General features: G+C 71.0%; 24 protein-coding genes. 7 read left to right on the top strand and 17 right to left on the bottom strand.

What is annotated here, in order from left to right; translation table 11 throughout:
• Positions 1-239: 239 nt before the first annotated feature.
• Positions 240-1,040: an SURF1 family protein gene (locus tag ABIA38_RS02495; RefSeq protein ID WP_424636670.1), complete on the top strand. Its 801-nt coding sequence runs from the start codon at positions 240-242 to the stop codon at positions 1,038-1,040.
• 40 nt (positions 1,041-1,080) lie between these two features.
• Here the strand turns inward: ABIA38_RS02495 and ABIA38_RS02490 are convergent, their stop codons facing one another.
• Positions 1,081-1,839 (bottom strand): SIR2 family NAD-dependent protein deacylase, encoded by a 759-nt coding sequence (locus ABIA38_RS02490; protein WP_424636669.1) that lies wholly within the window; start codon positions 1,837-1,839, stop codon positions 1,081-1,083.
• An 81-nt stretch (positions 1,840-1,920) separates the two neighbouring features.
• Between ABIA38_RS02490 and ABIA38_RS02485 the strand changes: the two genes are divergently transcribed.
• Positions 1,921-2,682, top strand: a complete 762-nt coding sequence (locus ABIA38_RS02485) for an SDR family oxidoreductase (protein ID WP_424636668.1) — start codon at positions 1,921-1,923, stop codon at positions 2,680-2,682.
• 67 nt (positions 2,683-2,749) lie between these two features.
• Here the strand turns inward: ABIA38_RS02485 and ABIA38_RS02480 are convergent, their stop codons facing one another.
• From ABIA38_RS02480 to ABIA38_RS02455, 6 genes are all read right to left on the bottom strand, one after another.
• Positions 2,750-3,382, bottom strand: coding sequence for a hypothetical protein (locus tag ABIA38_RS02480; protein WP_424636667.1), 633 nt, complete (start codon positions 3,380-3,382; stop codon positions 2,750-2,752).
• 7 nt (positions 3,383-3,389) lie between these two features.
• Positions 3,390-4,016, bottom strand: a complete 627-nt coding sequence (locus ABIA38_RS02475) for a DUF6286 domain-containing protein (RefSeq protein ID WP_424636666.1) — start codon at positions 4,014-4,016, stop codon at positions 3,390-3,392.
• Positions 4,013-4,369, bottom strand: a complete 357-nt coding sequence (locus ABIA38_RS02470; RefSeq protein WP_424636665.1) for an Asp23/Gls24 family envelope stress response protein — start codon at positions 4,367-4,369, stop codon at positions 4,013-4,015. Before ABIA38_RS02470 ends, ABIA38_RS02475 begins: the two co-directional genes overlap by 4 nt.
• Positions 4,369-4,551 carry a hypothetical protein gene (locus tag ABIA38_RS02465; RefSeq protein WP_078977717.1) on the bottom strand — a complete coding sequence of 61 codons (183 nt, stop codon included), beginning with the start codon at positions 4,549-4,551 and terminating at the stop codon, positions 4,369-4,371. Before ABIA38_RS02465 ends, ABIA38_RS02470 begins: the two co-directional genes overlap by 1 nt.
• 138 nt (positions 4,552-4,689) lie before the next feature.
• Positions 4,690-4,968, bottom strand: a complete 279-nt coding sequence (locus ABIA38_RS02460; RefSeq protein WP_424636664.1) for a hypothetical protein — start codon at positions 4,966-4,968, stop codon at positions 4,690-4,692.
• Positions 4,965-5,456 carry an Asp23/Gls24 family envelope stress response protein gene (locus ABIA38_RS02455; protein ID WP_424636663.1) on the bottom strand — a complete coding sequence of 164 codons (492 nt, stop codon included), beginning with the start codon at positions 5,454-5,456 and terminating at the stop codon, positions 4,965-4,967. The genes ABIA38_RS02460 and ABIA38_RS02455 overlap by 4 nt, the downstream gene beginning before the upstream one ends.
• 281 nt (positions 5,457-5,737) lie before the next feature.
• Between ABIA38_RS02455 and ABIA38_RS02450 the strand changes: the two genes are divergently transcribed.
• From ABIA38_RS02450 to ABIA38_RS02440, 3 genes are read left to right on the top strand one after another with little or no spacing between them, the layout of a single operon-like run.
• Positions 5,738-6,292, top strand: coding sequence for an RNA polymerase sigma factor (locus ABIA38_RS02450; protein ID WP_424636662.1), 555 nt, complete (start codon positions 5,738-5,740; stop codon positions 6,290-6,292).
• Positions 6,283-6,972, top strand: a complete 690-nt coding sequence (locus ABIA38_RS02445; RefSeq protein WP_424636661.1) for an Asp23/Gls24 family envelope stress response protein — start codon at positions 6,283-6,285, stop codon at positions 6,970-6,972. Before ABIA38_RS02450 ends, ABIA38_RS02445 begins: the two co-directional genes overlap by 10 nt.
• The gene (locus ABIA38_RS02440) at positions 6,969-7,313 is read left to right on the top strand and encodes an Asp23/Gls24 family envelope stress response protein (protein WP_424636660.1); all 345 of its coding nucleotides are present in this window, start codon (positions 6,969-6,971) and stop codon (positions 7,311-7,313) included. Before ABIA38_RS02445 ends, ABIA38_RS02440 begins: the two co-directional genes overlap by 4 nt.
• A gap of 21 nt (positions 7,314-7,334) precedes the next feature.
• Here ABIA38_RS02440 and ABIA38_RS02435 read toward each other — a convergent pair whose 3' ends face one another.
• The 5 genes from ABIA38_RS02435 to ABIA38_RS02415 all read right to left on the bottom strand — a co-directional run bounded on the left by ABIA38_RS02435 (position 7,335) and on the right by ABIA38_RS02415 (position 13,974).
• Positions 7,335-8,564: an FAD-dependent monooxygenase gene (locus ABIA38_RS02435; protein WP_424636659.1), complete on the bottom strand. Its 1,230-nt coding sequence runs from the start codon at positions 8,562-8,564 to the stop codon at positions 7,335-7,337.
• Positions 8,565-8,631: 67 nt separating this feature from the next.
• Positions 8,632-10,515, bottom strand: coding sequence for an ABC transporter ATP-binding protein (locus ABIA38_RS02430; RefSeq protein WP_424636767.1), 1,884 nt, complete (start codon positions 10,513-10,515; stop codon positions 8,632-8,634).
• Between the two features lie 204 nt (positions 10,516-10,719).
• Positions 10,720-11,469, bottom strand: coding sequence for an enoyl-CoA hydratase/isomerase family protein (locus ABIA38_RS02425; protein WP_424636766.1), 750 nt, complete (start codon positions 11,467-11,469; stop codon positions 10,720-10,722).
• Between the two features lie 241 nt (positions 11,470-11,710).
• The gene (locus tag ABIA38_RS02420) at positions 11,711-11,944 is read right to left on the bottom strand and encodes a helix-turn-helix domain-containing protein (RefSeq protein ID WP_406287670.1); all 234 of its coding nucleotides are present in this window, start codon (positions 11,942-11,944) and stop codon (positions 11,711-11,713) included.
• 431 nt (positions 11,945-12,375) lie between these two features.
• The gene (locus ABIA38_RS02415) at positions 12,376-13,974 is read right to left on the bottom strand and encodes an ABC-F family ATP-binding cassette domain-containing protein (RefSeq protein ID WP_424636658.1); all 1,599 of its coding nucleotides are present in this window, start codon (positions 13,972-13,974) and stop codon (positions 12,376-12,378) included.
• 249 nt (positions 13,975-14,223) lie between these two features.
• Here ABIA38_RS02415 and ypfJ point away from each other — a divergent pair, with 249 nt between their 5' ends.
• Positions 14,224-15,126, top strand: a complete 903-nt coding sequence (gene ypfJ, locus ABIA38_RS02410; RefSeq protein ID WP_424636657.1) for a KPN_02809 family neutral zinc metallopeptidase — start codon at positions 14,224-14,226, stop codon at positions 15,124-15,126.
• 401 nt (positions 15,127-15,527) lie between these two features.
• On the opposite strand, the gene ABIA38_RS02405 is transcribed toward ypfJ, so the two are convergent.
• Complete coding sequence (locus ABIA38_RS02405) at positions 15,528-15,959, bottom strand: ATP-binding protein (protein ID WP_424636656.1); 432 nt, start codon at positions 15,957-15,959, stop codon at positions 15,528-15,530.
• Between the two features lie 459 nt (positions 15,960-16,418).
• On the opposite strand from ABIA38_RS02405, the gene ABIA38_RS02400 reads away from it, so the two are divergent.
• Positions 16,419-19,187, top strand: coding sequence for a hypothetical protein (locus tag ABIA38_RS02400; RefSeq protein WP_424636655.1), 2,769 nt, complete (start codon positions 16,419-16,421; stop codon positions 19,185-19,187).
• Between the two features lie 498 nt (positions 19,188-19,685).
• Here the strand turns inward: ABIA38_RS02400 and ABIA38_RS02395 are convergent, their stop codons facing one another.
• From ABIA38_RS02395 to sufC, 4 genes are read right to left on the bottom strand one after another with little or no spacing between them, the layout of a single operon-like run.
• Complete coding sequence (locus tag ABIA38_RS02395) at positions 19,686-20,021, bottom strand: metal-sulfur cluster assembly factor (RefSeq protein ID WP_424636654.1); 336 nt, start codon at positions 20,019-20,021, stop codon at positions 19,686-19,688.
• Complete coding sequence (sufU, locus tag ABIA38_RS02390) at positions 20,018-20,476, bottom strand: Fe-S cluster assembly sulfur transfer protein SufU (RefSeq protein ID WP_424636653.1); 459 nt, start codon at positions 20,474-20,476, stop codon at positions 20,018-20,020. The genes ABIA38_RS02395 and sufU overlap by 4 nt, the downstream gene beginning before the upstream one ends.
• A gap of 21 nt (positions 20,477-20,497) precedes the next feature.
• Positions 20,498-21,757, bottom strand: coding sequence for a cysteine desulfurase (locus ABIA38_RS02385; protein ID WP_424636652.1), 1,260 nt, complete (start codon positions 21,755-21,757; stop codon positions 20,498-20,500).
• Positions 21,754-22,518 carry a Fe-S cluster assembly ATPase SufC gene (gene sufC / locus ABIA38_RS02380; RefSeq protein ID WP_424636651.1) on the bottom strand — a complete coding sequence of 255 codons (765 nt, stop codon included), beginning with the start codon at positions 22,516-22,518 and terminating at the stop codon, positions 21,754-21,756. Before sufC ends, ABIA38_RS02385 begins: the two co-directional genes overlap by 4 nt.
• Positions 22,519-22,524: the final 6 nt, after the last annotated feature.

Below are 22,524 nucleotides of genomic sequence, written 5' to 3'. Positions count from 1 at the left end.
TCCACGGTCGCCCATAACGGCCCGTGGAGGAAGAGGGCGGCTGTGCCCAGTGGCAGAAAATGCGCGCTCGCGGCAGTCACCGACGCGGGCGGGTCCGCTCGGCGGCGCCGGTATCCACTCGCACCGTGGATCCGCGCGAAGTGCTGCCGCAGCATGGCCACCCGCGCCCGCGCGCACCCGGATGCCGACACCGCGACCCGGCGGCGGGAGTGGGGTACCGCGAGGGGTACCGTGCTCGGGTGTACCGCTTCCTGCTGACCCCGCGCTGGATCGTGATGGCGCTGCTCGTGGTCGTGCTGATCCCGATCATGGTCGAGCTCGGCTTCTGGCAGCTCCACCGGCACGAGAACAAGGTCGCGCACAACGACCTGATCAGTACCAACATCAAGCGCAAGCCGGTGCCCGCCGAGGAGCTGCTGGCCGTCGGCCGCAAGCTGCCCGGCGATCTGCAATGGCGTCGGGTCACACTGACCGGCAAGTACGACGCCGAACACGAGGTGCTCGCCCGCATGCGCACCCAGGACGGCGTCGTCGGCTACTACGTGATCACCCCGCTGGTCGCCGCCGACGGCCGTACGCTCCTGGTCAATCGCGGGTGGGTGCGCAATCCGGCCGAGGCCACCGACCGGCCCGACGTGCCGCCGGCGCCGGCCGGTCAGGTGACGGTGACCGGGCGGCTGCGCCCGGACGAGACCCGCAAGGACTCCGGGATCCGCGACGTCGGCGTGCCCGAGGGCCAGGTGATGCGCATCTCCGGCTTCGAGCTGGGCCCCAAGCTGCCGCATCCGGTGTTCGGCGGTTTCGTCGAACTCACCGAGCAGGCCCCGACATCGGCCAAGGCGCCGGCGCTCGTCCCGAAGCCGGACGACGAGGACCTGGGCCCGCATCTGGCCTACGCGGTGCAGTGGTGGATCTTCGCGTTCGCGTTGCTCGCGATGTTCGTCAAACTGGTGCGCGGCGAGGCCCGGGAGCTGGAGGCCGAGTTGGCCGCCCTGGACGCGGCCGAGGCGGACGAGCACGAGGAACCCGCGAAGGTCTGAGCCCGCCCGCCGTGCTCACCAGCCCGTTTATTCAGCCCGGTCACAACCCCTTGACCAGCTCCGGCAACACGTCGCCGATCGGCTCGCGGACGACCGCGTCGGCCATCCGGTCGTAGGGCGTCTCGCCCGCGTTGACGATCACCAGCCGAGCCCCCGAGTCCCGCGCCACCCGGCACAACGACGCGGCGGGCTCGACCTGAAGCGAGCTGCCGATCGCCAGGAACAGGTCACCGATCTGCGCGGCGATCGCGGCACGTTCCAGGACGCCGTGGTCCAGGCCCTGGCCGAACATGATCGTCGCGGTCTTCTGGATCCCGCCGCAGCGCACGCAGCGCGGGTCGTCCTCGCCCATCGCCACCCGCTCCAGGGCCGCGTCCAGCGTGGTGCGCGCGTCGCACTCGGTGCACACCACGTAGAACATCGTGCCGTGCAGCTCGATGATCTTCTCCGGGCTGGTGCCCGCCCGGCGGTGCAGGCCGTCCACATTCTGGGTGATCAACGCGTTGAGCCGACCGGCCCGTTCCAGCTCGACCAGTGCCCGGTGGCCGGCGTTGGGCCCGGCCAGGCGCGCGGGGTTGTCCCGGCGCAACAACCACGAGCGCCGCCGGATGTCCTCGTCGCCCATGTAGTAGCCGTAGGTGACCAGCTTCTCGGCGTCGGGGTCCTTGGTCCACACACCCTGCGGTCCCCGGTAGTCGGGGATGCCGGAATCGGTGGAGATGCCCGCCCCGGTGAGCACGGTCACGCCGTCGTCGGCCGCCCGGATCCACTCCCGGATGACGTCGATCTGTTCGGTCATGCCACCGAGGGTAGCGACCGGCCGACCTGACGACCTGTCATTTTCCTCGGGCCCACGTCGGTACCGGGCAGGATGGGCGGCATGGATCTTGGACTGCGCGATCGTGTGTATCTGGTCACCGGCGGCACCCGCGGACTCGGCTTCGCGACGGCCCGCGCGCTGGTGGACGACGGCGCCCGGGTGGTGGTCACCGGGCGGGACGAAAAGCGCGCGGCGGAGGCCGTCGCCGCGCTCGGCGGCCCCGAGCAGGCGCTCGGGATCGCCGCGGACAACGGGGACAGCGGGACCGCGGAGCGCCTGGTGGCCGCCGCGCTGGCCCGCTTCGAGCGGCTGGACGGCGCGCTGGTGAGCGTGGGTGGGCCGCCGCCGGGGGCGATCACCGCGGTCGAGGACGACCAGTGGCGGGACGCGTTCGAGTCGGTCTTCCTGGGCGCGGTCCGGCTGGCCCGGGCGACCGCCGCCGCGTTGCCCGCGGGCGGCTCGATCGGCTTCGTGTTGTCCTCGTCGGTGCGTCAGCCGATCCCGGGCCTGGGCGTGTCCAACGGGCTGCGGCCGGGTCTGGCGATGGTGGCCAAGACCCTCGCCGACGAGCTGGGGCCGCGCGGCGTACGGGTGTTCGGGCTGCTGCCGGGCCGGATCGACACCGACCGGGTGCGCGAGCTGGACGAGCTGAGCGGCGACGCGGACGCCACCCGGGCCCGGCAGGCCCAGGCGATCCCGCTGGCCCGCTACGGCACCCCGGAGGAGTTCGGCCGAGTGGCCGCCTTCACCCTCTCCCCGGCCGCGTCCTACCTGACCGGCGTGATGATCCCGATCGACGGCGGCCTGGCCCGCACCCTCTGAGCCAGGAACGCGCGTGGGCCCGGGAAACCTCCCGGGCCCACCCCACACCTCCGGATTCCGTCCGGATTCAGTCCAGATGCCGCTTCGGCAACCCTCGACTGGTCCGCAGCGTCAACATCGTGGGCAACGTGCCAAGGCCGACCGCCTCACGCGCGTTGGGCAACACCCGATCGCGCACCGCGCCCAGCAACACGCGCGGCTCGGCGCCCGGTTCGGCCCGTACCGTCACCCGCAACGTCGGGCCCCGGCGGCGGCGGACCAGATGCGCGGTGACCTGCTCGATGCCGGACACGGCGGCCAGATCGTCCTCGATCGCGTCGGCGAGCGCATTGCCGGACACGGTCAGCGTGTCCGCCTCGTCGCCGACCATGCCGAACCCGGTGCCGAGCCCCGACGGCCCGTCGCCGGCCTCGGCGGTGGTGTCCTGCACCCGCAACGATCGCACCGCGCGCCGGCCGAACTGGGCGAGCAGCCACCACAACGCGAGCACCAGGAGCAGCCCCGGCACGCCGAACGCGACCCACCACCACCAGCCGTGGTCGGTCAGCCGCGCGGCCTGCCGCACGCTGAGGAACGGGTGGTCCGCCGAGTGCAGCCGGTCGGGATACCAGCCCCGGCCGCGCGCGGCGACCGCCAGGCCGCCGCCGATCAGGCCGAGTCCGACCAGGAACAACAGGATCCGATTGCAGACCGTACGCATGCCCGCCTCACCTCCCGCTCACGGGCTGAAGGCGCAGATCCACGCGCGGCACCCGGGCCAGCGTGAGCGCCATCGCACGTTCCTCCAGTCGCTCCAGCAACTCGTCGTGCAACTCGTCCGGATCGCGGAAGTGGTAGTCCACCCGCAGTACCGCCTTGCGTCGGCCCATCCGCACCCGCGCGTCCAGCACCCCGGAGGAGGCCAGCGCGGTGTGTCGCAGAAACGAGGCGGCGGTACGCCGGGTCATGTAGACGGTCATCGCGTCGCCCGGCGAGCGCAGCCGCAGCAGGTTGCGCCGCCCGGGGGTGACCGCGAGCACGATCAGCCACAGGCCGAGCACCGCGGCGATCAGCCCGGCGGCGATCGTCCAGTCGTCCCGCCACACGTGCGTCTGGGCGCGCTCCAGGAGGTCGCGCGACCAGCGCGGGGCCCGGTCGATCTTGGCGGTCGCCCCGATGTACAGCGCGGTGCCCGCGAGGCCGACCGCGAGCAGCGCCACCAGGCCGGCCGGCAGGCCGCGGGTGGCCCAGGCCCGGCGTACCTTCGCGCCGTCGCCCCAGTCGTCGAGCACACCCGCCGGGGTCTCGGCCGACGAGGCGCCCGCGGGCGCCTCGGGCGAAGCCTCCAGGCTCACTCCACTCTCCTCTTGCCGTGCCCCCCACGGGTCAACCGGCCGACCGTGACATCCACGCGGACCACCGGCATCCCGGTCAGATACTCCACATCGGCGCGCACCCGCTGGCGGATGGTCCGAGAGATCGCCACCACCGGGCCGGGATAGGGCACGTCCACGTCGAGGTCGACCGTCGCGTGGTCGTGATGCATCGTGGCGCCGGCCCGCGGCGCGCGCAGCACGGTGTCCGGGGCGGCCTCGGCGGTGGCCTCACGCGCCGCGCGGGCGGCGATCTTCTCCACCACCCGCCCGCCGATCCGCAATTCCCCGCGGTGCGCGGCCGGCGCCAGGCCCTCCGCCGGTACCGCGCGCATCAGCGCCGCCGGTTGCGCGAGCTGAACAGCTCGCCGAGGTCGAGGTCGCCGTCCAGGAAGCGGCCGACCAGGAAGCCGACCACCCCGAGCGCGGCAACCAGCAGAAAGGCCCCGAAGCCGCCCAGCGCGGCGGCCAGGCCGAGGGCCATGCCGACCAGCAGGCCGACCATGGGTGTAGTCATTGGCGAACGACTCCTCACTGAACCGTGAACCGTGAACCGGCCATTGCTTGTTGTCGACCCCGTCGGGTCGGGTTCCGCAGGGTTGTCCGGTAACTGTCCGGAAACGATCCGGAATTCGCGGCGGCCTCGGCCCGCCCACTATTCGACGCGCGGATTGTTGCGCCGTCGACGACGTTCCGTCAGCTGCCGCCAGAGCCGACCCGGCAGGCGACCGCGGCGGTAGACCGTAGTCTCCGCCGCGGCCCCCGAACGAAACGGCGCGGGCGGTCCCGCCGCGTCGATCAGCGCTCGGAAACGCTCGAGCCCGGCCACGAACTCTTCCGGGTCGCCGCCACGATCGGGATGACTCGCGCGGATGAACTCCCGGTACTCGCGCAGCAATTGCCGCCGCTCGTCGTCGCCGGACCCGGGCGTCACTGAAGCTGGCGTTCCTTGGAGTCGTCGCCGTCGTAGTCGATGTGGATGTCGTCCACCGCGATGTTGACCTCGACCACCTCGAGCGCGGTCATCCGCTCGACGGAGTCGATCACATTCTCCCGGACCGCCTGCGCCAATTCGGCGATGGGCACGCCGTAATCCACGACGATGTTGAGATCCACGGCACACTGCCGCTCGCCGACCTCGACACTGACTCCCTGCGCAACGTTGGGCTTGCCCCCCGGAATGCGCTGACGCACCGCGCCGAACGCCCGGGCTGCACCACCACCGAGCGCGTACACGCCCGGGATCTCACGGGCCGCGATGCCCGCGATCTTGGCGACCACGCCGTCCGCGATGGACGTGCGGCCCCTGTCCGTGGCCAACTTGACCACTTCGGTCGACCGAGCATTGCCGGTCACCGCGCGCTCGTCGTCCTTCTGGAGCGCCTGCGTACCGGCCTTGCTCTGGGTCGTTGTGTCCGCCATGGGCGCACTTCCTTCCTCGACTGCCCGAACCATCCGACCGGAACCACACTCGGTCCCGCCTGTCATCGGTGCCCCTTGCCGGGTTCACCACACCTGTACGACACACACACCCGGCGAACGTCACGCGTCGATCGGAGGATGTTTCGCGGAATCCGACGCTATCCCGCCGGGCGGGTTCGGGCACGCACCCACCCCCCGCGCCTCGCCGCGAGGGAGCCGGTTCTCGTGTTGTGTCCCCGGGCGCAGTACCGTCGCCGGGTTGGGACGAGGAGGGAAAGCCGATGGCCGACGAGGCCGAGCTCGACGAGGGCACCCTGGTGGTGCGGGCTCGAGAGGGCGACGCCGAAGCATTCGAGGTGCTGATGCGTCGACACGGGCGATCCCTGTACACGCTCGCGCTGCGCATTCTCGGCCGCCCCTCGGACGCGGAGGACGCGGTCCAGGAGGCGTTCATCAGCGCGTGGCGCCGACTGCCGGGCTTTCGCGCCGAATCGTCGTTCCTGACCTGGATGTATCGCATCGTCACCAACCGCGCGTTGAACATCGCCCGGACCAGACGGCCCACGGTCGGTCTGGACCAGGTACCCGACCGGGCGATCGAGCAGATGGCGGACAATCCGGAGAGACGGGCGGAGGGATCGGCGGCACTCAAGGCGCTACAGGAGGCGATGACCACGCTCACCGAGGAGCAGCGGGCCTGCTGGGTGCTGCGCGAGTTGCACGGGCAGAGCTACGACGAGATCGCGGCGGCCGTGGGCATCGGGGCGAACGCGGTGCGAGGCAGGATCTTCCGAGCACGACAGACCCTGGCGGAGGCGATGCGGCCGTGGACGTGACGAACGAGGCGGGCGACGCGCTGCGACTGCCGTCGGCAGCCGAGTTGCTCGCGACGACCCGGCAGGCGCCGGGGGCGGCGGCAAATCCCGAGCCGACCGACACCGGGCCCGATCCGGAGCTGTTGGCCTGCGGCCGCGACCCGGAGGCGGTGCTCGAACACGCCGCGGCCGGCGAGTCGGACGAGCACGAACGTTCGTGTCCGGAGTGTCAGGCGCTGCTGCGCGACCACTCGGTGCTCGACCAGGTCACCCGGGAATGGGCCGAGTTGCCGGTCCCGGTGCCGGACGATCTCGGCTCGCGCGTGATGCGCCTGGTACGGGCCGAGTTGCACACCGGTCGGCTGCTGCCGCTGGGCGAGCCGGACGAGCAGCTCATGCTGACCGAGACCGCCGCGGCCCGGGCGCTGCGCGCGGCGGTGGACGCCGAACCGGGCGTGCAGGCCCGCAGTTGCCGGATCCGGCCGTTCGAGAACCGGGCGGGCGCCGCGGTGCCGGGTCCGGTCACCGTGCGGCTGTCGGTCGGGGTGCCGTACGGCGAGCCGATCCACGCGCTGGCCGATCGGCTGCGCGAACGGGTGCGCCGCACCGCGGCCGAGCGGCTGGGCCTTGACGTGGCCAGGGTGGATGTGGACGTGGTGGGCCTGGAACCGGCCACCGGGGACCGGAGGGCGGACCGATGAGACAGCCGGCGACGCGTACCCCGCGCGAGATCTCCGTCCTGGCCCGGACCACCGCCGGCGGCGCGGCGCTGGCCGTGCCGGGTGTCGTGGACCTGCAACCGGGCCTGCTCGACGCGGTCGCCCAGGTCTCCGGCGGCCTGCTCCCGGGCCGGGTCCCGGGGGTGACCTCACGCGTGGTGGACGGAGTCCTGCACGTGGACGTGCAGTTCCGCGCGGCGGCCGACCGCCGGGTGCTGGATGTGGCCCGAGCGGTCCGCACGGCGGTCACCGCCGAGGTCCGAAGCCGCACCGGCCTCAAGAACGTGGTGGTGCACGTCCTGGTCACCGACGCGGGCGTGTGACGTCGGGGCGGGTCGCCGCGCTCAGACCTGCGCGAGGCTGTACGAGGGCCGCTCGTTCAGGCCGGCCGGGTCGTGGCCGGGCAGGTGGCCGTACGCGCCGATGATGCCGCCGATCTCCTCGGTGGCGGTCAGTGGCCCGGTCGCGTCGGCGGCGCGCGGGACCCGTCCGTGGCCGATCAGTTGCAGCCACTTGTTGAGCGGCAGCCGGGCCCGCTCGTACCGCTCCAGCGCCTCGCTCGGATCCCGGTACGAGGCCAACGACCGGGCCAACACGCGCGCGTCGACGATCGACTCGGACGCGCCGCCGAGCACGTAGGGATACATCGGGTGGGCCGCGTCGCCCAGCAGGGTGACCCGGCCGAACGACCACTGGTCCAGCGGCGGTCGGGTCACCAGCGGGTAGCCGGACGCCTCGGTCGGCGTCTTCACCATCGCCCCGACATCGGCCCCGGCGATGCTCCAGCCGCGAAAGACCCGGGTGAGCCGACGCAGATCGGCCGGGCCGTTCCAGCCGGTGTCGCCGAGTTCGCCGGCCGACTGCCGATCGGGCAGCTCGGCCAGCCAGTTGGTGAGCGTGGTTCCGTCCCGCGGATCGATCGGCTTGATCGGGTGCGCCATGAATCGCGCCTCGCCGTGTGCCGTCATGATCATCGTATGGCCGTCCGCGAACGGCGCACAGCGTGTGGTGCCGCGCATCAATATTCGCGGCTGGGCCATCGGCGAGCCCTCGTCCGGCAACAACGTGGCGCGCGTCGCCGAGTTGATCCCGTCCGCGCCGATCAGCACGTCGGCCCGCTCCTGCCAGGCCCGCCCGTCGCCGTCCACGAAGTACGCGGTCACCCCGTCGTCGTCCTGATCGAACCCGGTCAGCCGCGACCCGGTCCGCACCGCCGGTCGACCGAGCCGCTGGTAGACCGCGCGCAGCAGGGCCACCTGCAACTCACCCCGGTGTACCGACAGATGCGGCCACAGGAACCCGGCCCGCTGACCCCTCGGTTCGAGCACCACCCGCTTGGCCGTCCGGTCGGGATAGGCCACCCCGGACAGCGGCACGCCGAGGTTGGCGATCGGATGGTAGAGGTCGAGTTCGGCGAGTTCGCGCACCGCGTGGGGCAGGAGACTGATGCCGAGGCCCAGCGGCCGGATTCGCAGCGCCGCGTCGATCACCGTCACTTCGGTGATGCCCGCGTCGTGCAGGCTCAGTGCCGCGGCCAGTCCGCCTATGCCGCCACCGGCGACGAGAACACGCACGTGGAAGCCCCTCTTGCCAACCATCCGGAATACCGACACACTACCCGCCGTTCCGGGCTGCGGTCGGTCAACTCGCCAGCGCCTGCGCCTCGATCGAATCCGCTTCCCCGCCGCGGAACTGACGGTGATACAGATCCGCGTACAGACCGTTCCGGGCCAGCAACTCGGCGTGTGTGCCGCGCTCCGCGATCCGGCCGCCGTCCACCACCAGGATCAGATCCGCGTCCCGCACGGTGGACAACCGGTGGGCGATCACCAGCGCGGTACGGCCGGCAAGCGCGGTGGCGAACGCGCGCTGTACGGCCGCCTCCGACTCCGAGTCCAGGTGCGCGGTCGCCTCGTCGAGCACCACCACGCGCGGCGACTTGAGCAGCAGCCGGGCGATCGCGAGCCGCTGCTTCTCGCCGCCGGAGAGGCGGTGTCCACGCTCGCCGACCACCGTCTCCAGCCGATCCGGCAGCGCCTCGACCAACTCGCCGATGTTCGCCGCGTGCAGCGCCGCCCACAACTGCTCGTCGCTCGCATCGGGCTTGGCGTAGCGCAGATTGCCGCGAATCGTGTCGTGGAACATGTGCGAGTCCTGGGTGACCACGCCCACCGCGTCGCGCAGCGAGTCGAGCGTGACATCGCGCACGTCGTGCCCGCCGATCCGCACCGCGCCCTCGGTGGCGTCGTAGAGCCGGCCCACCAGCGAGGTGATCGTGGTCTTGCCCGCGCCCGAGGGACCCACCAGGGCGATCACCTGACCGGGCTCCGCGCGAAACGACACGTCGTGCAACACCGGTGCCTCGCGCCGCCGATCGAGCACCGCGACGCTCTCCAGCGAGGCCAGGGACACCTCGTCCGCGCCGGGGTAGGCGAACCCGACGCCGGCGAACTCCACCGCCGCGGCGTCTGCCGGCAGCGGCTTCGCGTCGGGCTTGTCGGCGATCATCGCGGGCAGGTCGAACACCTCGAACACCCGCTCGAAGCTGACCAGCGCGGTCATCACGTCCACCCGGACGTTGGCCAGCGCGGTCAGCGGACCGTACAACCGCCCGAGCAGCACGGTGAGCGCGACCAGCGTACCCACGGTCAACCGCCCGTCCACCGCCAGGTGTCCGCCGATCAGGTAGACCAGCGCGGTGGCCAGCGACGCGACCAGGGTCAGCGCGGTCGCGAACACCCGGTTCACCAGCGCGATCCGGATGCCGATGTCGCGAACTCGCGCGGCCCGCCCGGAGAACAGCGCGTCCTCCTCCTCGGGCCGGCCGAAGATCTTGGCGAGCATCGCGCCCGAGACGTTGAACCGCTCGGTCATCACCGTCGACATCTCGGCGTTGAGCTGCATCTGCTCACGCGTCATGGTCTGCAACCGGCGGCCGATCCACTTGGCCGGGAGCAGGAACAGCGGCAGCAGGATCAACGCGACCAGGGTGATCTGCCAGGCCAGGTAGAACATCGTGCCGGCCACCAGGACCAGACTGACCAGGTTGGACACGACCCCGGCGAGCGTCGAGGTGAACGCGCGCTGCGCGGAGAGCACGTCGTTGTTCAGCCGGGAGATCAGCGCGCCGGTCTGGGTCCGGGTGAAGAACGCGATCGGCTGGCGCTGGACGTGCGCGAACACCCGACTGCGCAGTTCGTAGATCGAGCCCTCGCCGATCCGCGCCGAATACCACCGCTCGGCAAGCCCGAACCCGGCCGCGAGCAGCGCGATGCCCGCCACCACCATGGCAAGCACGGTCACCAGATGGCCGTCGCCCTTGAGCACACCCTCGTCCACGATCCGCTGCGCGAGCAGCGGCGGCACGACGGTGAGCACCGCGCCGATCACCACCAGGATCAGATACGCGCCGATCTGCCGGGCGAACGGCCGCGCGAACTCGCCCACCCGGCGCACCGTGCCGGGGGCGAGCCGGCGCTCGACCACGGACGCGTCGCGCGTGTAGGACCGCAGGTTCATCCCCATCGGGCCGCCACCACTCATCAAGTCCCGCTCCTGTACATACGCATGCTCCAACGAAAATATCCTGAGTCAACCTCAGCACTTCGTTGTACAGGAACACCGCGATGGGCCCGCTTACTCCCGGGCCCACCACGGCCGACCGCCGGACCCCGGCGGCCCGATGTGACGCAGGTCCCATGTCCCGCCGGCCGGTCCGCCGGATCGGCCCTACTCGCCGAGGCCGGCCAGATCGCGCAGCCGGCGGGCCTGCGCGGCACGTTCGGCGGCGCGCTGTTCGTCGTACGTACGCCCGGCGGCGCCCGCGAGCAGCGCCTTCGTCTCGATCACCGCGTCGCGCGGCGCGGCCAGCAGGGCGGCCAGCAGGTCGCGCGCGGCGCCGTCGAGTTCCTCGCCCGGCACCGCGAGAGTGGCGAGCCCCATCGCCACGGCCTCCTGCGCGCCGACCCAGCGCCCGGTGACACAGATCTCCAGGGCCCGGGCGTAGCCGACCAGATCGACCAACGGCTTGGTGCCGGCCAGGTCCGGAACCAGGCCGAGCGCGGTCTCGCGCATCGAGAACCGCGCATCGTCCGCGCACACCCGCAGATCGCAGGCCAGCGCCAGCTGGAACCCGGCGCCCACGGCATGCCCCTGCACGGCGGCGACCGTGAGCAGATCCGGGCGCCGCCACCACGTGAACGCCTCCTGGAACGAGGCGATCGTGGCGTCGAGTTCGTCATCGCTCGCACCCGCGAGCGTGACGAGATCCGACTCCCCCGGGATGCCCCCGCCGCCCGGGAACATCCGCCGATCCAGACCCGCGGAGAACGAGGTGCCCTCCGCGCGCAACAGCACGGCCCGGACGTCACCGGGCAGTTCGCGGCCGACGGCGGCGAGCGCGCGCCAGAGCGCGGGAGTCTGCGCGTTGCGCCGATCGGGGTTGGTGAGGCTCACCACCGCGAACGAACCTTCGATCACGACCGAAAGGCCCTGCCGTGCGGCACGGTCGGCACCGCCGACCCCGCCGTCGTCACCGTTCTCGTGCTGTGTCTCGTACTGCGTGTCGTGCTGTGTACCGTCCGACTGCTTCGCCACCTCGGCCACGGTCCCTCCCGTGTTCGGGTCGCTTCCGGCAAACGACCACGCGCCCGACGTTACCGGTCGGTCACATGGTCGTTCGACGGACGGTGCGGTGGTGCCGATCCTCCGGAACCCGGCCTCAGGCCGAGGCCGACGCGGCGGTCTTGGCCTTGCCCCGCGTTGCCCCGCCCCTGCCGCGGAGGGTCACTCCGGACTCGCTGAGCATCCGGTGCACGAAACCGTAGGAACGGCCCGTCTCCTCCGCGAGGGCGCGGATGCTGGCACCGGAGTCGTACTTCTTCTTGAGGTCAGCCGCGAGCTGCTCGCGCGCGGCACCGGTCACCCGGCTGCCCTTCTTCAGAGTCTCGGCCACACGTGCCTCCTCATAGGAAGTGCGCTCTGGAATCCCATGATCACCCCTGGGACATGACAAGACCAGTGATTCCACCAGGCCCGATGGCTTGATCATCGCGGCGCGTGGCCTCATGCACACAAAGATCACCCGAGCGGAATCACGCCTTCCCGTGCCGAATGCTTGACCGAATCCTGTGTCCGCCGACAAAGGCGCTGGTCACCCATGAGATTCGCGACCTTGCTCTGAGTCGCCGGCAGTGCTCGTGACCGGCATCACGTGCAGACCGGAACGACGGCTTCCTCTTGTGAGGGTTTCGTGGCGAAAACCCGTCGGGGGGACGAAAGCGATCACCCCGCCGGGTTGCCGGCGACGGCGACCCGACGGGGTGTCGGTGGTTCGGGCGATTTCCCGGGCGCGAAGCCCGGGCCCTGTCCGGCGGATCCTGGCGATCAGGCGAGCGCGACCAGGTCGGCGTAGTCCTCGTTCCACAGGTCCTCGACGCCGTCCGGGAGCAGGATGATCCGCTCCGGCTGGAGCGCCTCCACCGCGCCCTCGTCGTGGGTGACGAGCACGACCGCGCCCTCGTAGGTGCGCAGCGCGTCCAACACCTCGGCGCGGCTGGCCGGGTCGAGGTTGTTGGTCGGCTCGTCCAGGAGCAGCACATTGGCCTTCGACACCACGAGGGTGGCCAGCGCGAGCCGGGTCTTCTCACCGCCCGAGAGCACCCCGGCCGGCTTGTCCACGTCGTCCCCGGAGAACAGGAACGACCCCAGCACCTTGCGTACTTCGACCAGGTCCAGATCCGGCGAAGACGACCGCATGTTCTCCAGGACCGTACGCTCCGGGTCCAGCGTCTCGTGTTCCTGTGCGTAGTAGCCCAGTTGCAGACCATGCCCCGGTTCGATCTTGCCGGTGTCCGGATCCTCGACGCCGCCCAGCAGCCGGAGCAGCGTGGTCTTGCCCGCGCCGTTCAGGCCCAGGATGACCACGCGCGAGCCCTTGTCGATGGCGAGGTCGACATCGGTGAAGATCTCAAGAGAGCCATAGGACTTGGACAACCCGGTCGCCATCAGCGGGGTCTTCCCGCACGGGGCCGGCTTCGGGAAGCGCAGCTTGGCCACCTTGTCCGACTTGCGCTCGCTCTCCAGGCCGGAGAGCAACTTCTCGGCGCGCCGGGCCATGTTCTGCGCGGCCACCGTCTTGGTCGCCTTGGCCCGCATCTTGTCGGCCTGCGAGAAGAGTTGGTCGGCCTTCTTCTCCGCGTTGGCCCGCTCGCGCTTGCGGCGCCGCTCGTCGGTCTCGCGCTGCAGCTTGTAGGCATTCCACCCGACGTTGTAGATGTCGATGGTGGTGCGGTTGGCGTCCAGGTAGAACACCTTGTTGACGCACGCCTCCATCAGGCCCACATCGTGACTGATCACGATGAAGCCGCCCTTGTAGGTCTTGAGGAAGTCGCGCAGCCAGCCGATCGAGTCGGCGTCGAGGTGGTTGGTCGGCTCGTCCAGGAGCAGCGTGTCGGCGTCCGAGAACAGGATCCGGGCCAGCTCGACCCGGCGCCGCTGACCACCGGAGAGGGTGTGCAGCTCCTGGCCCAGGATCCGGTCCGGCAACCCCAGGCTGGCCGCGATGGTGGCCGCCTCGGCCTCCGCCGCGTAGCCGCCCTTGGTCAGGAACTCGGTCTCCAGGCGCGAATACTTGCGCATCGCTTTCGCCGCGGTCTCGCCGCTGGCGCTGGCCATCAGGCCCTCCGCCTCGCGCATCCCGGACAGCGCGACATCCAGGCCGCGCGCGGACAGGATGCGGTCCCGGGCGAGCACGTCCAAGTCGCCGGTGCGCGGGTCCTGCGGCAGGTAGCCGACCTCGCCGGTGCGGGTGATGGTGCCGGCCGCGGGTTGGGTCTCCCCGGCCAGCGTCTTGGTCAGCGTGGTCTTGCCGGCGCCGTTGCGGCCGACCAGGCCGATCCGGTCGCCGGCCGCGACTCGGAAGGAAGCCGGCTCGAGCAGGATGCGGGCGCCGGCGCGTAGTTCGACGTTGGTTGCGTTGATCATGAAGGACTGGACTCCCGGTCGGGGACTGACGAAGACGGACGGTCGCGGGGCTCGCGGGGAAGCCGCACCGCTCTAGGGCCGCTCGCGGGGATATCCAGAGAAACCGACCATGCCCACGAGTCTACGGGAGCCCTCGCCCCGACTTTCCGGGCGTCTCCGCGCACGGCGACGGCGCAGACCAGATAAAACCTGATAAGGGATATCCGTCACCCCGACATCCCCGTCCCCCGACCCCGCAGGTGGTGCGCGATGCAGTTCAACGACGACGCGGATCTGGACACGTCACAGATCGAGGACGCCCGCGGCTCGGGCGGCGGCTCGGGCCTACCGGGAGGCATGGCGATGGGCGGCGGGGCGGTGGGCCTGATCGTCGTGGTCCTCGGCCTGATCTTCGGCCTCAGCCCCAACCATCTCGGCCTGAGCAGCGGCGGCGGAGGCAAGTCGGCCCCGGCGGACAACCGCGCACTCTCGGACTCGTGCCGCAAGGGCACCGATGCCAACGCGCGCGACGACTGCCGGATCGTCGGAGTGGTCAACAGCGTGCAGGCGTATTGGGCGAGCGAGTACAAGCGGCAGAACAAGACCTACAAGCCGGCGCCGACCAAGTTCTTCACGGGCAGCACCTCGACCGCGTGCGGCGGCGCGACCTCGGCGGTGGGCCCCTTCTACTGCCCCGGCGACCGCAAGGTCTACATCGACCTGGGCTTCTTCAACGAGCTGCGCACCAAGTTCGGCGCCAAGGGCGGCCCGTTCGCCGAGGCGTACGTACTGGCCCACGAATACGGCCACCACATCCAGGACCTGACCGGCCAGATGGCGAAGATCGGCAACGACCGCCAGGGCCCGCAGAGCGGCTCCGTCCGCCTCGAACTCCAAGCCGACTGCTACGCCGGCGTCTGGGCCCAACACGCCACGACCACCCCGATGCCCAACGGCCAACCACTGATCGCAAAGCTGACCGACCAGGACATCGCCGACGGCCTGGACGCCGCAGCTGCGGTCGGCGACGACCGCATCCAAAAGGAATTCCAGGGCCGAGTAAACCCGGAAAGCTGGACCCACGGCTCAGCCGCCCAACGCCAACAGTGGTTCCGCCAGGGCTACACCACCGGCGACATGACCAAATGCGACACCTTCACGGCCCGCATCTAACGGCCGACCGACCCCAGGCCGATCGGCGTTTGAGGCCATGGCAGCCGAGCCAACTCCCAACGCCGGCCAAATTTCCAGCCTGGCCGGCGTTTGAGGCCAAATCCAGCCTGGCCGGCGTTTGAGGCCAAGTAGCCCGGCCGGCGCTTGAGGCCAAATCCAGCCTGGCCGGCGTTTGAGGCCAAGTAGCCCGGCCGGCGCTTGAGGCCAAATCCAGCCTGGCCGGCGCTTGAGGCCAAGTAGCCCGGCCGGCGCTTGAGGCCGCCTAGGCCGCAGGCCAGGCAAATCCAGCCCGGCTGAGCGCGCTTGAGGCCGCCTAGGCCGCAGGCCAGGCAAATCCAGCCCGGCCGGCGTTTGAGGCCAACCAACCAACCGCAGCCAACTACACCAGGCGAAAGCCAAATTCACGCCACGGTCTTCACATCGCACCAGACCACCTTGCCGTCCGGCACCGGATAACTCCCCCACTCCTCCGCCATCGCATCGACCAGCAACAACCCCCGCCCATGCTCGGCCAACAAATCCAACCCGCCCCCGGGCAAGGGAAGCGCCCCGTCGTTGTCCACCACCGCGAGCCGAATCGACGTTTCCCGGCGCAACACCGCGACGGCGACGGTCCGCCCCCGCTCCGAGTGCTGGACCGCGTTCGTCACCAGCTCCGACAGCAACAATTCCAGGGTGTCCACCGGCGCCCTCGGCACCCGCTCCGCCAAGACCCGACGCAGCGCGTGCCGAGCCCGCGGCACCGCCTCCACCGTGGCCGGCAGACGCAGTGACAGCAGCAGCGGGCCGGCCGGGGACTCCTCGGATCGCGGCGATGATGCGATTTCGCCCACGTCTCCCCCTGTCTCCCCTGTTGGCGCAGATGTCGGCGCAGATGAGGCGGCCGGAGGCAATCGGCGACCTTTGTCCAAACTAGCCGTCGTTGTCTCCGCTGTTGGTGAGATCGACTTCTTTCCCCCTGGTGAAACATGGCGCGGGCCGGCGCTGGACGCGCGAACGGCGCTCGATGGGCGCACGCCCCCCTCGAATGCGCCGTCGGGCGCCCGGGACACGGTTCCCGCCCGGTACGACGAGGTAGCGATCCCCGACGACAACCGCTCCGCAGCACGGCTCGGAGCCGCCACGTGACCCGCGCCGCACGGCTCGGACCCGGGTTCGGGGAACCAACCGATCCGCCGCTTCGTCCCGAAAGCAGACGGCAACGTCCCGGGACCCCCGGTGCCGGCTCGCCACCCGCCGTTCCGGCCGGCGTACTAACGTCGGGGTTACCGACCGCGTCACGGAGGACCTGCATGCAGCCCCGGCTCCAGGCCACTCTGGCCGATTTTGTACCGGCCCTGCGCTTCGTCGCGCCCGAACTCGTCGCCGACTACCTCGAACACGACGATCTGCCCGCGGCATGGTGGATGAGCGTCCCCGTGGTGCGTGCCGCCGACACCTTCGGCCGGGACGAACTGCCCGGGCGGCTCGCCGATCTCGCCTACACCGAACTTCGGCACCTGCGTCTGGGCGATCTGCTGCCCGGGGCCTGGTTGGCCCGCAACGGCTTCCGGCTGTCCCAGTGGCCCGACGGCGCGCGGACGAACGTGATGGTGCGCACGCCGGACTGGGCGGACCTGCTGACCACCACCGTGCGTGAGGTCGGCGACTGGACCCAGATCGGTACCTCCACGGTCCGCCCGCTGGTGGCCCGCCTGTTCGAGGAGGTCCTCGGCCTGCTCCCCCAGGACGACGAAGCCGTCGACATCGACGACGTGTTCGCCGTCCCGGACACCGCGGCGAGCCAACCCACCGCGGCGCCGGAACCCGCACCGGAGCCGGAGCCCGAGCCGGAACCCGAGCCCGAAGCCGAACCGATCGCGGCCACCCCGACCGTAATCCCGCCTCCGCCCCCGCCGGCCGACGGCGACTGGGACACCCCGGACGACTGGGGCGACCTGGACGAGGACGGGCTGTACCCGGTCCAGCTGCCCGAGCCGCTGACCGCCGAACTGGGCACCGTGGTGCGCTGGTTGGCCATCCAGGCGCCGGACGTACCGCTGATGGCGCAGCTCGCCCAGGTCACCCTGGAGACCGCCGCGGTGGTCGGCCTGGAGGATGCCTCGGACGAGGTACGGGCGGCGCTGACCGCGCTGCTCACCCAGGTGCCGGCCGGCCTGCGCGCATCCCTGACCCTGCCGCCCGCGCCGATCGCCGCCGAGCCGGAGGACGACGCGGCCGACGAGGCGGGCCGGGACGCGTACGGCGAGGTCCCGCCGACCACCAGCGCCGGCGTCCCCGCGGTGCAGCCGGCCGCGCCCGCCCCCGAGCCCGTCATCGAGCCGGAGCCCGAACCCCGATCCGCCGCCAAACGCGCACCGAAGATCCGCACCGAGGACACCTCCGAGGACCGCACCCCCCACCCGGTCGCCGCCGCCGAGCCCGCGACCGCCGGCGCAACCCCCGGCGGCCTCGACGCGTTCGGCGAGACGCCCCCGGTGACCGTCGCCGACCTCCCGATCCGCGCCCTGCGCGACCGCGGGCAGGCCGACCCGTCCGCCGCGGAGCCCGTGGCCGAAGCCGCCGGCGAGGCATCGGCCGGCGCCGAGTCGAACGTGCCCCGCACCCCCGAGGGCCTACGCATCCCGCCCCGCCCCAGCCACCCGCCGCGCAGCGCCCCCGCGCCCACGCCCGCCGGCCCCGCCGCGGAGGTACCGTCCGTACCTGCTCCGCCGGACCCCTCGGCCGTACCGCACACCAACCGCGGTACGAAGACGACCGCCGCCGACCCCGAGGCCACCGTCGAGATGGTGCCCGGTTCGTTGCCCGCCGTCGCCGAGGACGTCACGATGCTCGTCGACCGGCCGCAGCCGCGCGCCGGCGAACCCGGCGGCGGCGACCTGGTGTTGGTCCTGGCGTCCTGGTTCCTGGCCGGCGAACCGCGCCGCCGGGTCCTTGCCCGAGACCGCCTGTTCACCGATACCCCGCGCGAACTGGAGTCGCTGGCCGCCGAGTTCGGCACCTCGCCGGCCGAGGTCAAGATCCTGGAGCGGGATCTGCGGCGCAATCTCGACGAACGCATCGCCCGCTCCGAGGGCGCGCCGGTCCGGGTCCACCTGAGCTTCGTCCGGGACCGACTCGGAGTCTTGACCACGGTGTCCGAACTGCGCGCGCTGCACCCCAAGCACACCGAGACCGTGCCCGGCCTGGAGGTCCAGGTCTGGCAGGTACTGCGCGGCCTGCTCGGCCTGCACACGTCCGTGGACGGCTGGCTCTCCGCCGCCCCGCTCGGCGAACTCTCCGACCGCACCCAGAGCACCCTCGACGCGGCCTGCGCCCGCGGCCCGGTCCCCCTGGCCGCGCTGGAGCGAGACTTGACCGCGATGGGCATCCGCAAGCCCCTGCAAACCACCTGGATCGCCCGCCTGGAGGGCTTCCAGGTGGAAAACGGCCAGGTACTCTCCCGCTCCGCCGACACCCTCGAGCGCCCGGCCCAAAAGCAACAACAGCAGCAACAACAACCACCAGCGACTGCTGCGGCCGCTGCCGCCCCGATCGGCGACCCGTCCTGGACCGCCGGCTGCTTCCGCGAGGACACCGGCGCCTGGGCATTCCGAGTAGACGTATCAACCGCGATGCTCGAAGGCGAGCCGGTCAAACTCCCCGCCGCCTTCGCCCAGTCCCTCGGCGTCACCCCGGGCGGCCAGGTCCGCCTCCACCACGGCCACGGCCCGGCCGCGCTGCGCTGGTCGGACACGCCCTACCTGGTGTCCCTGCGCGCCATCCTGGCCGGCCTGTCCGCCCACGAGGGCGACATGGTCTTCATCTCCTCGATCCACCAGGGCCGCCTGGAAGCCCGCCTGGTCCGCGGCGACGCCACGGTCCGCCTCCCCCGCTGGGCAAGGGCCCTACGCCACACCGGCGTAGACCCGGTCCCGGAACAGGTCAACCTGCCCGAACTCCTGGGCACCCGAATCGGCCTCGACCCCGGCATAGACCTCAAAGCCGTCCTGCACCGCCTACAACAACGCGGCGACACAGACGTCCTGGAACTCCTCGGCGTAACCCAACCCCGCCCATAGACCCGGCCCGGCAAATCACCCAACCCAGCCCCGCCGGCACCTGAGGCAACCCCACCCAACCAACACCAAACGCCGGCCGAGCCCTCAGGCCGGCCGGCGTTTGAGTCCACATCAGCCCGGCCAACCACCAGCCGCAGCCCAACTCAGCCTAGCCGGCAATCCCTCCAGCCCGGCCGGAACCGCAGCCAACCCAACCCGGGCGGCAAACCATCCAGCCCGGCCGGAACCGCAGCCAACCCAACCCGGGCGGCAAACCATCCAGCCCGGCCGGCGTCTGAGGCCACTCAGCCCGGCCGGCGCTTGAGGCCACCTAGCCAGGCCGGCGCTTGAGGCCAAACCAGCCCCGCCGGCGCTTGAGGCGACCAGCCCGGCCGGCGCTTGAGGCCGGCCAAACCAGCCCGGCCGGCGTCTGAGGCCAAACCAGCCCGGCCGGCGTCTGAGGCCGCCTAGGCCGCAGGCCAGGCAAACCCAGCCCAGCCAAGCGCGGCCCAGGAGCCGCTACAGGTTGAACCCCAGCGCCCGCAACTGCTCACGCCCGTCGTCGGTGATCTTGTCCGGCCCCCACGGCGGCATCCAGACCCAGTTGATCCGCATGTCCGCGACGATGCCTTCCGTCGCCGTCCGCGTCTGGTCCTCGATCACGTCCGTCAACGGACACGCCGCGCTCGTCAGCGTCATGTCGATCGTGGCGATGTTCGCGTCGTCGACATGCACGCCGTACACCAGGCCCAAGTCCACGACGTTGATCCCGAGTTCCGGGTCGACGACGTCGTACATCGCCTCGGTGACGTCCTCGGGCGTGGCCTGCGCCGCCTTGGCCTGAGTCTCGGTCATTTCTGCCCTTCCGTCGTCTGCAGCGCCTGCGCCGTCGCGTCCTTGAAGGCCATCCAGCCCAGCAGTGCGCACTTCACCCGCGCCGGATACTTGCTGACGCCGACGAACGCCACCGCGTCCTCCAGCACGTCCTCGTCCGGCTCACCCTGCCCCTTGGACTGCATCAGCGCCAGGAACTCGTCGCCCGCGTGCAACGCGTCCTCGATGGTGTGCCCGATCACCAGATCGGTCATCACCGAGGCACTCGCCTGGCTGATCGAACAGCCCTGGCCCTCGTAGCTGACGTCGAGCACCTTCACGCCGTCCGAGTCCAGCTTCACCCGCAGCGTGACCTCGTCCCCGCAGGTCGGGTTGACGTGGTGGACCTGGGTGTCGAACGGGTCGCGCAGTCCCTTGTTATGCGGGTGTCGGTAGTGGTCCAGGATGATCTCCTGGTACATCCCGTCAAGCTTCATCGATTCGCCTCCCACCCCTGTTCAGCCGAAGAACCGACGAACATGTTCCAGCCCCGCCACGAGCGCGTCGACCTCACCCGGCGTGGAGTAGAGGTAGAACGAGGCCCGCGTGGTGGCCGGCACGCCGTAGCGCAGGCACACCGGCCGGGCGCAGTGGTGCCCGACCCGTACCGCGATGCCCTGCTCGTCGAGCACCTGGCCCACGTCGTGCGGGTGGATGTCGCCGAAGGTGAAGGAGATCGCCGCCCCGCGCGCCACATTGTTGGCCGGGCCGATGATCTTCAGCCCCTCGACGCCCGCCAAGGCGTCGATCGCGTAACCGGTGAGCGCGTGCTCGTGCGCGGCGACCCGATCCATCCCGATCGCCGACAGGTAGTCGATCGCCGCACCAAGCCCGACCGCCTCCGCGATCGGCGGCGTGCCGGCCTCGAACTTGTGCGGCGCGGGCGCGTACGTGGACGCGCTCATCGTCACGGTCTCGATCATCTCGCCGCCGCCCAGGAACGGCGGCAGCTCCTCCAGCAGACCCAGCCGGCCCCACAACACGCCGATCCCGGTCGGCCCGCACATCTTGTGGCCGGTGAACGCGACGAAGTCGGCGCCGAGGGCCTGGACGTCGAGCACCGTGTGCGGCGCGGCCTGCGACGCGTCGACCACGACCAGCGCGCCGACGTCGTGCGCGCGGCGCACGATCGGCTCCAGGTCGTTGACCGTGCCGAGGATGTTCGAGGTGTGCACGACCGAGACGACCTTGGTCTCCTCGGTGATCACCTGCTCGATATTCGACAGGTCGAGCCGGCCGTCGTCGGTGAGCCCGAACCACTTGAGCTGGGTACCGGTGCGCTGCGCGAGCAGCTGCCACGGGACGATGTTCGAGTGGTGCTCCATCTCGGTGATCACCACGTCGGCGCCCACCCCGACCTTGAACGGCTCGTCCGCCCAGGTCAGCATGTTCGCCACGAGGTTGATCGCCTCGGAGGAGTTCTTGGTGAAGATCACCTCGTCCCGGCTGGGCGCGTTGATGAACGTCGCGACCTTGTCCCGGGCGCCTTCGTACAGCGCGGTGGCCTCTTCGGCCAGCACGTGCACGCCGCGGTGCACGTTCGCGTTGCTGTTCGCGTAGTAGTGCGTCATGGCATCGATCACCTGACGCGGGGTCTGCGACGTCGCCGCGTTGTCCAGGTACACAAGCGGTCGCTCGTCGTGCAGGAGCCGTTCGAGAATCGGGAAATCCTTGCGGATCGTGTCCGTGTCGAGCAGCCCCGGCAGGTGCAGTGTCATGCAGACTCCCCCTTGCCGGTGTACGCCTCGTAGCCTTCGTCCTCGAGCTTGTCCGCGAGTTCGGCGCCGCCGGACTCGACGATCCGACCGCCCGCGAAGACGTGCACGTGGTCGGGCTTGATGTAGCGCAGGATGCGCGTGTAGTGGGTGATCAGCAGCGTGCCGATCTGCCCGGACGCGTGTACCCGGTTGACGCCCTCGGAGACCACGCGCAGCGCGTCGACGTCCAGGCCGGAGTCGGTCTCGTCGAGGATCGCGATCTTCGGCCGGAGCAGCTCGAGCTGAAGGATCTCGTGCCGCTTCTTCTCACCGCCGGAGAAGCCCTCGTTGACGTTGCGCTCGGCGAAGGCGGGGTCCATCTGGAGGCGCTCCATGGCCTCCTTGACCTCCTTGATCCACAGCCGCAGCTTGGGCGCCTCGCCGCGGGTGGCGGTGGCGGCGGTGCGCAGGAAGTTGGACACCGAGACGCCGGCCACCTCGACCGGGTACTGCATGGCCAGGAACAGGCCGGCGCGGGCCCGCTCGTCGACGCTCATGGACAGTACGTCCGCGCCGTCGAGCAGCACACTGCCGCCGGTGACCTGGTACTTCGGGTGACCCGCGACCGAGTAGGCGAGCGTGGACTTGCCGGAGCCGTTGGGGCCCATGATGGCGTGGGTCTCGCCCTGCTTCACGGTCAGGTCGACGCCGCGCAGGATCTCGCGCGGACCGTTCTCGGCGTCCACACTGACGTGCAGGTCGCGGATCTCAAGCGTTGCCATAACGGA

The organism is Embleya sp. AB8 (assembly GCF_049739465.1).
Classification (GTDB): domain Bacteria; phylum Actinomycetota; class Actinomycetes; order Streptomycetales; family Streptomycetaceae; genus Embleya.
This window is presented reverse-complemented; position numbering and strand designations above follow the sequence as displayed.

Coding starts and splice junctions, on each gene's coding strand:
- ABIA38_RS02490 (WP_424636669.1), bottom strand. CDS start 1,839: ATGACCGAACAGATCGACGTCATCCGGGAGTGGATCCGGGCGGCCGAC.
- ABIA38_RS02485 (WP_424636668.1), top strand. CDS start 1,921: ATGGATCTTGGACTGCGCGATCGTGTGTATCTGGTCACCGGCGGCACC.
- ABIA38_RS02480 (WP_424636667.1), bottom strand. CDS start 3,382: ATGCGTACGGTCTGCAATCGGATCCTGTTGTTCCTGGTCGGACTCGGC.
- ABIA38_RS02470 (WP_424636665.1), bottom strand. CDS start 4,369: ATGCGCGCGGTACCGGCGGAGGGCCTGGCGCCGGCCGCGCACCGCGGG.
- ABIA38_RS02465 (WP_078977717.1), bottom strand. CDS start 4,551: ATGACTACACCCATGGTCGGCCTGCTGGTCGGCATGGCCCTCGGCCTG.
- ABIA38_RS02455 (WP_424636663.1), bottom strand. CDS start 5,456: ATGGCGGACACAACGACCCAGAGCAAGGCCGGTACGCAGGCGCTCCAG.
- ABIA38_RS02450 (WP_424636662.1), top strand. CDS start 5,738: ATGGCCGACGAGGCCGAGCTCGACGAGGGCACCCTGGTGGTGCGGGCT.
- ABIA38_RS02440 (WP_424636660.1), top strand. CDS start 6,969: ATGAGACAGCCGGCGACGCGTACCCCGCGCGAGATCTCCGTCCTGGCC.
- ABIA38_RS02430 (WP_424636767.1), bottom strand. CDS start 10,515: ATGGGGATGAACCTGCGGTCCTACACGCGCGACGCGTCCGTGGTCGAG.
- ABIA38_RS02415 (WP_424636658.1), bottom strand. CDS start 13,974: ATGATCAACGCAACCAACGTCGAACTACGCGCCGGCGCCCGCATCCTG.
- ypfJ (WP_424636657.1), top strand. CDS start 14,224: ATGCAGTTCAACGACGACGCGGATCTGGACACGTCACAGATCGAGGAC.
- ABIA38_RS02400 (WP_424636655.1), top strand. CDS start 16,419: ATGCAGCCCCGGCTCCAGGCCACTCTGGCCGATTTTGTACCGGCCCTG.
- ABIA38_RS02395 (WP_424636654.1), bottom strand. CDS start 20,021: ATGACCGAGACTCAGGCCAAGGCGGCGCAGGCCACGCCCGAGGACGTC.
- sufU (WP_424636653.1), bottom strand. CDS start 20,476: ATGAAGCTTGACGGGATGTACCAGGAGATCATCCTGGACCACTACCGA.
- ABIA38_RS02385 (WP_424636652.1), bottom strand. CDS start 21,757: ATGACACTGCACCTGCCGGGGCTGCTCGACACGGACACGATCCGCAAG.
- sufC (WP_424636651.1), bottom strand. CDS start 22,518: ATGGCAACGCTTGAGATCCGCGACCTGCACGTCAGTGTGGACGCCGAG.